This window comes from Curtobacterium sp. MCLR17_059, from assembly GCF_003234665.1.
Lineage (GTDB): Bacteria > Actinomycetota > Actinomycetes > Actinomycetales > Microbacteriaceae > Curtobacterium > Curtobacterium flaccumfaciens.
On the sequence record NZ_QKSU01000010.1, the window covers coordinates 158,077 to 169,449 of the forward strand.

The following is an 11,373-nucleotide window of genomic DNA, read 5'->3' on the forward strand; positions in this document are numbered from 1 at the left end:
CCAACAGGCGGACGGGAGGCGCGGGGCGGGCCCGCCACGCGCCTCCAGGCCGTCACGTGTCGGGTACCGTACGACACATGCCGGACAGCGCATCGCGCGACCTCCAGCGGACGGGAGTCCGCGCCGTCGTCCGGCGCACCTACCACTCGGTCATCCGGCACCGCGTCGTCGACGCGGCAGCGTCGCTGACGTTCTTCGCGCTCCTGACGGTGTTCCCGACCGCGCTGGCGGTCGTGTCGGCACTGTCGATCGTCGACCGCAAGGGCGACAGCCTGACCGACATCGTCGAGATCCTCGGGTTCATCGTCCGGCCGGAGACCGCCCAGCACCTCGAGGGGCCGCTCCGGCAGCTGCTAACCCTGGACAACCCGTGGCTCGGGTTCACGATCGGCGTCGTGCTGACGCTCTGGTCACTGTCCGGCTACGCGACGGCGTTCGGGCGGGCGATGAACACCGCCTACGAGGTCGAGGAGGGCCGGCGGATCTGGAAGTTCCGCAGCATGATGCTCCTCGTCACGCTGCTCGTCATGGTCGGCGGCGCTGTCGCCATCGTCATCCTGCTCGGCACGCCGACGATCTCCGAGGCCGTGATCCGACAGCTCGGGTGGGCGCCCTGGATCGACGACGTGTGGAACGTGGTGAAGTGGCCGGTGCTGGCGGCCGACCTCGTCGTGATGGTGGCGGTGCTCTACTACGCGACGCCGAACGTGAAGACCCCGCAGCTGCGGTGGGTGTCGGCCGGTGCCGCGTTCGCGATCGTGACCTGGGCCATCGCCACGGTGGGGTTCGCGCTCTACGTGGAGACCCTCGGCGGCGGGAACCGCGCCTACGGGTGGCTCGGTGGCGCGATCCTGCTGCTCGTGTACCTGTACATCTCGAACTTCGTGCTCGTGGTCGGCGGGGAACTCGACTCCGAGGTGATCCGGATGCGGCAGCTGCTCGCCGGTATCGAGGCGGACGAGTCGATCCGGCTGCCGCTGCGGGACGTCACGCGGAACTTCACGCTCGCGCGCTGGCGGGACCAGGACATCGCGGCCGCTCAGCACGTCCGGGCCGAGGCCGCGCGGGTGGCCGAGGAAGAGGACGCCGAGCTGACCCCGAACGAGGAGCACCTGCGGGCGATGGCGCAGCAGGTGCGGGTGGGCGAGCGGCCGCTGCCCTGACGGGCTGCGCGCGCGGTGCGCGCGTTCCTGTGGTGCGGACGCCCCGCGTCAGCGCTTGCGCGCCTCGGCGTCCAGCATCTCCTCGGTGACGATCGGGATCGCACCCGTCGCCAGCTCGATGCCCGACAGCCGTGCCGGGCTGAGCACCCGCATGACCTGGTCCTCCTCCATCAGCCCCGCGGCCACGACGAGCGTCGAGATCGGCGTCGAGGTGGTCAGCGCCGTGTGCGCGATCGACGCCGCGGCCGCGTACCCGATGTACGGCGTCAGCGCGGTGACGACGCCGACGTTGGTGTCGACCTGGGCCGCGAGCTTCGCCTCGTTCGCCTCGATGCCGACGACGCAGTGCTCACGCAGCGTCGCGCAGCCGCGAGACATCCACTGCAGCGACTGCAGGATCGAGTGGGCGATGATCGGCTCGAAGGCGTTGAGCTGCAGCTGCCCGCTCTCCGCCGCCATCGTCACGGTGGTGTCGGCCCCCGCGACCGCGTAGGCGATCTGGTTCACGACCTCGGGGATCACCGGGTTGACCTTGCCCGGCATGATCGACGAACCGGCCTGGCGAGCCGGCAACGTGATCTCACCCAGACCCGCCTGCGGGCCGGACGACAGCAGCCGCAGGTCGTTGCAGATCTTCGAGAGCTTCGCGGCGCTGCGCTTCACCGTGCCGGACAGGGTCATGAACGCACCGGCGTCACTCGTCGCCTCGATGAGGTCGGGGGCGGTGACGACGTCGATGCCGCTCGCCTCCTGCAGCTGTCGGCGGACCTCGTCGCGGTAGAGCGGGTCCGCGGTGATCCCGGTGCCGATCGCCGTCGCGCCGAGGTTCATCTCGGCGAGCAGCGGCATCACCTTGCGGAGCAGGTCAGCGTCCTCCTGGATCGTGTGCGAGAACCCGGTGAACTCCTGCCCGAGGGTCATCGGCACGGCGTCCTGCAGCTGCGTCCGGCCCACCTTCAGCACGTCGGCGAAGGCGCGGCCCCGCTCGGCGAACGCCGCGGACAGTTCTTCGAGCTGCACGATCAGACGTCGGACCCCGAAGATCATCGCGATCTTGATGCTCGTCGGGTACGTGTCGTTCGTGGACTGGCTGCGGTTCACGTGGTCGATCGGGTGCAGGTACGCGTAGTCGCCCCGCTCACGCCCGAGGAGTTCGAGAGCCCGGTTCGCGAGCACCTCGTTCGTGTTCATGTTCGTGCTCGTCCCCGCGCCGCCCTGCACGACGTCGACGACGAACTGCTCGCGGAGTGCTCCGTCGCGGACCTCCTGCGCCGCGCGGTCGATCGCGTCGGCACGCTCTTCGTCGAGGACACCGATCGCCCGGTTCGCCCGCGCGGCCGCCTGCTTCACGGTGACGAGCGCCTCGATGAGGTCCGGGTACACGGCGATCGGCACGGAGGTGATCGGGAAGTTCTCGAGTGCCCGCAACGTGTTGATGCCCCAGTACGCGTCGTTCGGGACCTCTCGTGATCCCAGCGAGTCGCTCTCGGTCCGCGTCGTCGTCGTCACAGGTGCCTCCTCGTTGCCGGTCACACGTCGAGGCTAGTCCCGTCCGTCCGGCCGGTCCGGGAACGCGCCGGGGCTGGGCGGAGCGGGCGGCGTGCCGCCACGGGCCTCCCGTCCGACCCGCCCGCGCGAGCGGGCGGAATGCCTCGGTCGACTCGGCAACGCACGCTGGCATTTCGCCCGCTCGCCCGCGACGGCCGGGAGGCCCGGTGCCAGGCCGCCACGGGCCTCCCGTCCGTCCGCCCGCGCACTTCGTGAGCAGAAGGGGTCGGGTCCCACACGGCGACTCGACATCTCCTGCTCACCAAGCGCGCCGCCTGCGCGCGCGGGCGCGGCGAACGCGCGACGAGTGAGCAGAAGACGCCGGGTCGCGAGGGGCGACACGGCGTCTTCTGCTCACACGGTGAGCGTGCCCGTCAGTGGAACTGCGGGACGATGAGGTAGATGCCGTAGAGCACGACGGCGCCGCACACGACGAAACACGCGATGGCCGCGGCGCGGAGTGCACGTGCGGCCGCCGAGGCTCCGGCCGGGTTCGGGAAGCCGGCGGTGGCCGGGCCGATCGTGCCGTCCTCCTTCACGGTGAACTTGCCTTCGCGGGTGTCGGCGGCACTCCAGAGACGGAGGCCGACCGAGTACACGGCGACGACGAAGCACGACGAGACCACGGCGACGAGCGCCACGGTGAGGAATGCGAACCAGTCGATGCCCATCAGCGACGGCCTCCCTTGCGGGCCGCCATGCGACGGAGCGTGCGCTCGCGGCTCAGTTCGGCGCGACGCTGGGCGACCGCGTCGGCACGCTTCTTGCGCTGCATGTCACGCAGCTCCTTGCGGGTCAGGACCGCGTTCGCGGCGACGTCGACCTCGATCGCGGAGGCCTGCTCGTGCGGCTTGCGGAGCGACCACAGGTACAGACCGAGGATCACGACGGCACCGATCACGGCGTCGAGCACGAGCCCGATGACGCCGAGGCGGGCGATGCCCGAGGCGACCGCACCGACCGCGGCAGCCGCGGGCAGGGTGATGAACCAGGCGATGACGATCTTGCCCGCGGTCGACCACTGGATCTTCGAGCCACGACGGCCGAGACCGGCACCGATGATGGAGCCCGAGGACACCTGCGTGGTCGACAGCGCGAAGCCGAGGTGGCTGGACGCGAGGATCGTCGCGGCGGTCGAGGCCTCGGCGGCGAAGCCCTGCGTCGCACGGATCTCGGTGATGCCCGAGCCGAGGGTGCGGATGATGCGCCAGCCGCCCGTGTAGGTACCGAGGGCGATCGCGAGGGCACAGGCGACGACGACCCAGAACTGCACGCCCTGGTTCGACGACTGCGCGCCCGAGGCGATGAGGGTCAGCGTGATGACACCCATCGTCTTCTGCGCGTCGTTCGTGCCGTGCGCCAGGGACACCATCGAGCTGGTGAAGACCTGCCCGATGCGGAACCCGCCGCGCTCGTTCGGGAACACCGGACGCTTCGTGATCCGGTACGCGATGCGCGTCGACAGGAACGACACGAGCGCGGCGATCACGGGCGAGGCGAACGCCGGGATGATCACCACCGTCAGCAGCGCGACGTAGTTGACCGACTGGAACCCGGCGCCGACGATCGCGGCACCGATGAGCCCGCCGAACAGCGCGTGCGACGACGACGACGGCAGCCCGCGGAGCCACGTGATCATGTTCCAGACGACTGCCCCGATCAGGCCCGCGAAGATCATCTCGGGGCTGATGGCGACGCCACCGGGCCCCTCGTTGATCAATCCGTGCGAGATCGACGTCGCCACGGCGGTGCTGAGGAACGCACCGACCAGGTTGAGCACCGCAGCGACGGTGACCGCCACCTTGGGCTTCATGGCGCCGGTCGCGATCGGGGTCGCCATCGCGTTGGCGGTGTCGTGAAAACCGTTTGTGAAGTCGAAGAAGAGGGCCAACGCGATGACCAGGACGACTATGAGTGTGATGTCCACCGCGGGCAAGTGTCCCAGGCGTCGGCCCTTCGAGCAAACCTGATCGTCCACGTGTTGTTCACCGCAGCTTCACACTCGTTCAGCTTCGGAACCATGCCGATGGGAGAATGCGTCCATGGACACCGCTGAGCTCCTCATCCTGCTGATCGGATCGCTCGCGGTGACGGGGTTCGCCCGGGCCAAGGGACTCCCCGCTCCACTGCTCGTCACGGCGGTCGCCCTGGCCGCCTCGTTCCTGCCCGGGCTGCCGCCGATGGAGATCGACTCCGAGGTCATCCTCACGGTGATCCTGCCGCCGCTGCTCTACTCGGCGGCCCTCGACGTGTCGTGGCAGAGCTTCCGCGGCTCGATCAAGCAGATCCGACGGCTCGGCATCTTCCTGGTGATCGTCACCGCCCTGGTCGTCGGCGGGGTGGCGTACCTGCTCATCCCGGACATGACGCTGCCGGCGGCGATCCTGCTCGGCGCGATCGTCGCCCCGCCGGACGCGGTGTCCGCCGCCGCGATCGGCCGGAAGCTCGGGCTCCCCCGCCGCGTCATGACCGTGCTGTCCGGCGAGAGCCTGATCAACGACGCGGCCTCGCTGACCCTGGTGCGGGTGTTCACGCTCATCATCGCGGGCACGTCGCTGACGATCTGGCAGGACCTCGGCATCTTCGGCCTGGCGATCGGCGTCGGTCTGGTCGTCGGCATCGTGCTCGGCGTCGTCGTGCACTGGATCCGGATGCGCATCAACGACCCCGTGGTCGAGACGATCATGAGCATCCTGCTGCCCTTCGTCGCGTACATCCTCGCCGAGGACCTGTCCGGCTCCGGCGTCATCGCGGTCGTCACGGCCGGCCTGTACATCGGCTACAACTCGCCGAAGGAGGGCTACGCCACCCGCCTGCAGGAACGTCCGCTCTGGACGAGCATCGACGTCATCCTCGAGGGCTTCGTGTTCGCGCTCATCGGCCTGCAGCTCAACACCGTCGTGCAGGACCTGGTCGAGAGCGAGCGGAGCCTCGGGCAGACGCTCACCGCCGCGGCCGTCGTGCTCGTCGTCGTGATCCTGGTGCGACCGCTGTTCGTGTTCGAGTCCTACGCGCGCAACCGCATCAACGGGAAGTGGCTCCGGCCACTGCGGATCAAGCTGTCCCGCGGGCACCCGTCGCTGCGCTGGATGCGTGGTTCGGCCGAGCCGAAGCTCAACTGGCGGGAGCTCACCGTCATCTCCTGGACGGGCATGCGCGGTGTGGTGACCCTGGCCGCAGCGGTGTCGGTCGTGGCCAGCCCGACTCAGATCCCGGCACAGGACACGATCTTCATCATCGCCTTCTTCGTGACCGTCGGCACCCTGCTGCTGCAGGGGCTCACCCTGCCGTTCGTCATCCGCGCGCTCAAGGTGCAGGACCCGGCCGAGGGCGAGGAGGACGTGCGCAGTGAGATGCGGCTCAACCAGCGCACGACCGAGGCCGCGATCGAGCTGCTCGAGAAGCGGCGTCCGGCGTGGGCGAAGCAGTACGGCTCGGAAGCCGTCGACTCGGTGGTGAACCGGCTGAAGGCGCGGCTGGAGCGCCAGGCCGAGACGTTCCGTCAGGACGCCGAGGAAGAAGAGGACGAGGGGCGGAACGTCGCACTGCGCCTCCGGGGCTCGCAGATCCAGGACATCCGACGCGAGCTCCTCGACCGCCGCCGCGAGATCGTGCTCGAGGAGCGCGAGAAGGGGAACCTCGACGAGGAGGTCATGCGCCGCGTGCTCGTGACCCTCGACGCGGAAGAACTCGCCATGGACTCGGCGCAGGCGTCGCGCAGTCGCTCCTGAGCACCCCGGGCGTATCCTGGCGCTCCGATCGAGAGCAGGAGCAGAGCGCCGAGTGAGCACGCCGCGGAACGACGTCCCCAGGAACGACGACGGACCGGAGCGCCCCGGCGGTTCCCGTCCCACGCCGCCGAAGCCGCGCGGGACCCGTCCCTCCGCACGTGGGACCAAGCCGCGCCGTGGCGGCAAGGTCGCCGGGCACACGCGTTCGGGACCCCGGCGACAGGCTCCGGTGCCCGCGCCCCAGCAGCACGGCGCCTACCGCCGGTGGTACTCGACCCTGCACCCGTCGCTGCAGCTGATCGGCCTGCAGCTCTGGATGCCGCTGTTCTTCATCGTCGGGTTCTGCCTGTGCTACGTCTTCGCGTTCCACGCCCCGCACCCGCACGACGTCCCGATCGCCCTGATCGGCAGCGACCCGGCGTTCGTGCAGGCGGTGCAGCAGGCGTTGCCCGGCGAGTTCGTGTTCCACACGTACGACTCGCTCGCGCAGGCGAAGCGCGACGTGGTGGGTGGCTCCATGGCGGTCGCGTACGACCCCGCCGCGAACGAGTTCTTCAAGGCGAGCGCGCACCAGTTCCAGGTCGCGAGCCTCGTCCCGGCCACCCTCACCGCGGTACTGACCGGCCTGGGCGTGGCGACCCCGAAGGTCACCGAGCTCGCACCCCTGCCCGCTTGGGACGAGTACGGCACCGTCGCGATGTACGTCATGCTCGCGTGGTGCATCGGCGGCTACATGGTCGCGATGTTCATCGGCATCATGGGCGGCCCGCTCCGGCACCGCACCCGGATGACGGTCATCGTCGTCGGCGGCCTCGTCATCTCGCTCATCACGAACACGCTCGCCGGGCCGGTGCTCGGCGCCATCCACGGGCACTGGATCCAGCTCGTGCTCATCGCCTGGGGCTGGATCGTGGCGATCGGCCTGGCGGTGAACGGCCTGAGCTACTTCGTCGGCCGTTTCATCGCCGCACCCGCGATGATCTGCTTCGTCTTCCTGTCCATGCCGTCATCCGGCGGCGCCTACCCGAAGTGGTTCATGCCCGAGCCCTTCGCCTGGCTGAACAACGTCGTCGTCGGCTCGAGCATGGTCGACATGATCAAGCACCAGGTCTACGGCGTCGGCCCCGGCCCGGCTCGCGGCCTGATCACGATGGCCTGCTACGCCACGGCCGGCCTGGTGCTGATGTACTTCGGCAAGAAGTGGTGGGAGCGCCGACGGATCCGGGCGATCGTCACCGGCCGGACCACGATGTTCCAGGACGCCAACACCGCCAACCGCGAGTTCCTCGGCGGGCAGCGCGACGCCGAGCTCGAGCGCCACGGCCTGACCTCCACCGAGACCGGCACCCTGAGCGTGCTGCGGGACGACGACTGGGAGGACGACCGCACCGGCGGTGACGTCTTCACCGGCGGTCGCGACGGCCTCGAGCCGGACGCGACACCGACCGGTCGCATCGCCGTGCAGCGCCCCGCGAACCGGAAGGAACCGCGACCGGCGGCGGTTCCGCACGGCAAGCACGCCGACCGCTGACGCGTATCCTGATCGGATGAACCCGCGCATCACCTGGCACCGCGTCCTCATCACCGTCGTCGTCGTGTTCCTCGTGCTGACGGTCGGCTTCTACGCCGCGAGCGTCCTGCTCGCGCCCGCCGACGGCCGCGGCACCGCCGGGCTGTTCGTCGGGTGGGCGATGTTCTCGATGATCGGCGCGATCGTCGTCGGCATCATCGACTTCTTCGTGCGGCCCCTGGGCGGCCGGAGCGGCGACGCCGACGTCATGGCCGCCGCCGAGGAAGCGCGCACCGGCAGCACCCGCACCCAGCAGCCGCGCTAGCAGCAAGCAGCAAGCAGCAAGCAGCTACTCACCCACGCCGACACCGACACCCGTCCCGGTGAACCCGGCGACGGTCGCGTCGTCCTCGGCGAACGTGAACCGCGCGCGGACGCTGCCGCCCGCGAGCACCCCCGGCAACCAGTACCGGGCGTCGTCCCACATGGCGTCGTACGGGACGGTGTCGACGGGGATCCACCGCGGCTCCAGTTCGTCGGAGCCCGACGGGTCTCCCTGCCAGCGGCGGCAGACGAAGACGTCCGAGACCTGGGACCAGGACGGTCGGTACGGGAACCGGTAGTCCAACGTGCCACGGGCCTCCAGGTCGACCGCGTCGAGCCGCAGGCCGACCTCTTCACGCACCTCGCGCACGGCGGTCTCGACCGCCGACTCACCGGGCTCGCGCTTGCCGCCGGGGCCGACCAGCCGGCCCGTGCCGAGACCGCGGCGCTTCTCCCCCAGCAGCACCTCGGTGCCCGCCTCGCCGTCGCGCAGCAGGTACACGACCACCACCCGGGGATGCTGGGACTTGCTCTCGTCGCGAAGGGTCACGCGTCCAGTGTGACCGATGGAGTGTCGTACGCTTTTCCCATGGCAGGCGTGCTGCGGGGGCACCATGGCTGAGCCCCGCAGGACCGGGCGCAGCCTCGAAGTGCTGCGCGCCGAGGCCGCCGAGGAGATCTCGATGCTCGTCGAGCACCGCAGTCGTCAGGGCGAGGACCCGTGGGAGTTCATGCCGACGCTCCCCACCGTCGACGAGCAGGTCGTGCTGATCCTGCGCGCGGACGCCGTCGACCTGGACGAGGCGATCGGCAAGCGGCACGCGCAGTGGTCGAGCCACCCGGCGTCCGGGCAGGGCACCCGGCTGGGCGAGGAGTACCACCGGCTGCGCCGGATCGCGCTGCAGCACCCCGAGCTGACGCCCGCCGTGTGGAAGCTGCTGGGCGCGCTGCCCGAAGCCGGCTGAGCTGCGGTTGGATGGACGCATGACCGAAACCGTGCTCGCCGTCCTCAACCAGCCCTCCCGCGACGCTGCGCCGCACGATCCCGCGGCCGACGCCTTCACCTGGGCGAAGCCGCTCGAGGAGCACGTGCAGGTGCAGGACCTCGGCGTCACGCGCGGCGACGGCGTGTTCGAGACGATCACGGTGATCGACGGTCGGCCCCAGGCCCTCGAGGCGCACCTCGCCCGCTTCGGCCGCTCCGCCGCGATGCTCGACCTGCCCGCTCCCGACCCGGAGGCCTGGCGCCAGGCCATCGAGGCCGTCTGCGCCCGCCTCGACCCGGTGCGCGAGGCCTTCGCCAAGACCGTCCTGACCCGCGGCGTCGAGGGCACCGACCGCCCGACCGGGTGGGTCTACGCCGCGCCGTCGGGCGACTCCACGGCCGCCCGCACCGAGGGCATCTCCGTCGTCGTCCTGGACCGCGGGTACCGGCACGACGTCGAGCGCACCTCGCCGTGGCTGCTGCAGGGCGCGAAGACGCTGTCGTACGGCGTCAACATGGCCGCCCTGCGCGAGGCCGTCCGCCGCGGCGCCGACGACGCCCTGTTCGTCTCGAGCGACGGCTACGTGCTCGAGGGCACGCGCGCCAACCTGATCATGAAGGTCGGCGACCGGCTCGTCACGCCCCGCACCGACATCGGGATCCTGGCCGGCACGACGCAGGCCGACGTGTTCCGCTTCGCCGAGCAGGAGGGCATCGAGACCGCCTACGAACTCGTCACCCTCGCCGACCTGGCGGCGGCGGACGCGCTCTGGCTCGTGTCGAGCGTGCGGCAGGCTGCGCCGATCCGTTCGGTGAACGGCGACGTGCGTCCGATCGACGCGGAGCTCACGACGCGGATCAACGACTTCCTGCTGGCGCGCGAGGTCTGAGCACGCGGCGCCCCCGGCGCAACGGCCTGGAGGCCCGGATCGCGACCCGCAGGCACGTCGCGATCCGGGCCTCCCGGCTCTGCACCCGCTACCAGCGCGGGGTGGTGACGCCGGCCCCGTCGGCCCACGCGAAGACGGGCTTGCCGTCGATCCAGACGCGCGTCGCGCGGCTGGTCGCGTCGAGCGGGTCGCCGTCCCAGAGCACGAGGTCGGCGTCGTAACCCTCGGCCAGGCGACCGACGCGGTCCCCGAACCCGAGGAACTCGGCCGGGTTGACCGTGAGCGCCTCGAGTGCGGTCTGGGCGGGCAGGCCCTCCTTCACGGCGGCGGTCGCCTGGTCGACGAGCATGTTGATCGGCACGACCGGAGCGTCCGTCGTGATCGCGACCCGGACCCCGGCCGCCGCGATCGTGGCGAGGTTCGGGATGCCGCGGTCGCGGAGCTCGACCTTCGAGCGGCTGGTGAACAGCGGGCCGTAGATGACCGGGATGTCCTTGGCGGCCAGCACGTCGGCGATCTTGTGCGCCTCGGTGCCGTGGTTCACGACGAGGCGGTAGCCGAACTCCTCGGACAGGCGGATCGCGGTGGCGATGTCGTCGTGGCGGTGGGTGTGCTGGTCCCAGACGAGCTCGCCGTCGAGCACCCGGACGAGCGTCTCCTTCGTCAGGTCGCGGGCGAACGGCTCGTCCTTCGCGGCTGCGGCGTCGCGGGCGGCCTTGTAGTTCTGCGCCTCCACGAAGGCGTCGCGGATGATCTTCGCGACACCGAGCCGGGTCGAGGGCGTCTGGCCCTTGCCGCCGTAGACGCGCTTCGGGTTCTCGCCGAGGGCGCTCTTCACGCTCACCGAGTCGGAGATGAGCTGCTCGTCGATCGTCCGGCCGCCCCAGGTCTTGATGGCGACGCTCTGGCCGCCGATCGGGTTGCCTGAGCCGGGCTTGACGACGATGCTCGTGATCCCGCCGGCCAAGGCGTCCCGGAAGCCCTCGTCGTCGATGTCGATCGCGTCGATCGCGCGGACGCCGGCCATGTTCGGGGCGGTCATCTCGTTCGTGTCGTTGCCGGCCTCGCCGTTGGCCTCCTCGTGGATGCCGACGTGGCCGTGCGCCTCGACGAACCCGGGCACCAGCCACGAACCGGTGGCGTCGATGACCGTCATCCCCTCGGGCGGGGAGACGTCCGGACCGATCGCGGTGATCCGGCCGTCCTCGACGACGACCGCGCC

The 11,373-nt window shown here is 70.5% G+C and carries 11 protein-coding genes; 6 read left to right on the forward strand and 5 right to left on the reverse strand.

The genetic code is table 11. The annotated features are described in order from the left end of the window. Positions 1-77: 77 nt before the first annotated feature. Positions 78-1,163, forward strand: a complete 1,086-nt coding sequence (locus tag DEJ12_RS14305; protein ID WP_111030493.1) for a YihY/virulence factor BrkB family protein — start codon at positions 78-80, stop codon at positions 1,161-1,163. A gap of 48 nt (positions 1,164-1,211) precedes the next feature. Here DEJ12_RS14305 and DEJ12_RS14310 read toward each other — a convergent pair whose 3' ends face one another. From DEJ12_RS14310 to DEJ12_RS14320, 3 genes are all read right to left on the reverse strand, one after another. Next, positions 1,212-2,672 (reverse strand): aspartate ammonia-lyase, encoded by a 1,461-nt coding sequence (locus DEJ12_RS14310; RefSeq protein WP_258370489.1) that lies wholly within the window; start codon positions 2,670-2,672, stop codon positions 1,212-1,214. Positions 2,673-3,085: 413 nt separating this feature from the next. Continuing rightward, positions 3,086-3,382, reverse strand: coding sequence for a hypothetical protein (locus DEJ12_RS14315; RefSeq protein ID WP_111030495.1), 297 nt, complete (start codon positions 3,380-3,382; stop codon positions 3,086-3,088). Beyond that, on the reverse strand, positions 3,382-4,638 hold the full coding sequence (locus DEJ12_RS14320) for an inorganic phosphate transporter (protein WP_035807670.1): 1,257 nt from the start codon (positions 4,636-4,638) through the stop codon (positions 3,382-3,384). Before DEJ12_RS14320 ends, DEJ12_RS14315 begins: the two co-directional genes overlap by 1 nt. Positions 4,639-4,753: 115 nt before the next feature. On the opposite strand from DEJ12_RS14320, the gene DEJ12_RS14325 reads away from it, so the two are divergent. The 3 genes from DEJ12_RS14325 to DEJ12_RS14335 all read left to right on the forward strand — a co-directional run bounded on the left by DEJ12_RS14325 (position 4,754) and on the right by DEJ12_RS14335 (position 8,277). After that, positions 4,754-6,442 (forward strand): sodium:proton antiporter, encoded by a 1,689-nt coding sequence (locus tag DEJ12_RS14325; RefSeq protein ID WP_110859250.1) that lies wholly within the window; start codon positions 4,754-4,756, stop codon positions 6,440-6,442. Positions 6,443-6,671: 229 nt separating this feature from the next. Beyond that, positions 6,672-7,973: an ABC transporter permease gene (locus DEJ12_RS14330; RefSeq protein WP_146245544.1), complete on the forward strand. Its 1,302-nt coding sequence runs from the start codon at positions 6,672-6,674 to the stop codon at positions 7,971-7,973. Between the two features lie 16 nt (positions 7,974-7,989). After that, positions 7,990-8,277: a hypothetical protein gene (locus DEJ12_RS14335; RefSeq protein ID WP_027464737.1), complete on the forward strand. Its 288-nt coding sequence runs from the start codon at positions 7,990-7,992 to the stop codon at positions 8,275-8,277. A gap of 24 nt (positions 8,278-8,301) precedes the next feature. Here DEJ12_RS14335 and DEJ12_RS14340 read toward each other — a convergent pair whose 3' ends face one another. Then, positions 8,302-8,826 carry an 8-oxo-dGTP diphosphatase gene (locus DEJ12_RS14340; protein ID WP_181433034.1) on the reverse strand — a complete coding sequence of 175 codons (525 nt, stop codon included), beginning with the start codon at positions 8,824-8,826 and terminating at the stop codon, positions 8,302-8,304. Between the two features lie 64 nt (positions 8,827-8,890). Here DEJ12_RS14340 and DEJ12_RS14345 point away from each other — a divergent pair, with 64 nt between their 5' ends. Both DEJ12_RS14345 and DEJ12_RS14350 read left to right on the forward strand, forming a co-directional pair. Further along, positions 8,891-9,241, forward strand: a complete 351-nt coding sequence (locus tag DEJ12_RS14345) for a tryptophan synthase subunit alpha (protein ID WP_027464736.1) — start codon at positions 8,891-8,893, stop codon at positions 9,239-9,241. A 19-nt stretch (positions 9,242-9,260) separates the two neighbouring features. Next, the gene (locus DEJ12_RS14350) at positions 9,261-10,151 is read left to right on the forward strand and encodes an aminodeoxychorismate lyase (RefSeq protein ID WP_071405576.1); all 891 of its coding nucleotides are present in this window, start codon (positions 9,261-9,263) and stop codon (positions 10,149-10,151) included. A gap of 88 nt (positions 10,152-10,239) precedes the next feature. Here the strand turns inward: DEJ12_RS14350 and DEJ12_RS14355 are convergent. Beyond that, positions 10,240-11,373, reverse strand: a 1,134-nt coding sequence (locus DEJ12_RS14355) for an amidohydrolase (RefSeq protein ID WP_111030498.1), incomplete at its 5' end; no start/stop codon positions are given.

Coding starts and splice junctions, on each gene's coding strand:
- DEJ12_RS14325 (WP_110859250.1), top strand. CDS start 4,754: ATGGACACCGCTGAGCTCCTCATCCTGCTGATCGGATCGCTCGCGGTG.
- DEJ12_RS14305 (WP_111030493.1), top strand. CDS start 78: ATGCCGGACAGCGCATCGCGCGACCTCCAGCGGACGGGAGTCCGCGCC.
- DEJ12_RS14350 (WP_071405576.1), top strand. CDS start 9,261: ATGACCGAAACCGTGCTCGCCGTCCTCAACCAGCCCTCCCGCGACGCT.
- DEJ12_RS14315 (WP_111030495.1), bottom strand. CDS start 3,382: ATGGGCATCGACTGGTTCGCATTCCTCACCGTGGCGCTCGTCGCCGTG.
- DEJ12_RS14345 (WP_027464736.1), top strand. CDS start 8,891: ATGGCTGAGCCCCGCAGGACCGGGCGCAGCCTCGAAGTGCTGCGCGCC.
- DEJ12_RS14335 (WP_027464737.1), top strand. CDS start 7,990: ATGAACCCGCGCATCACCTGGCACCGCGTCCTCATCACCGTCGTCGTC.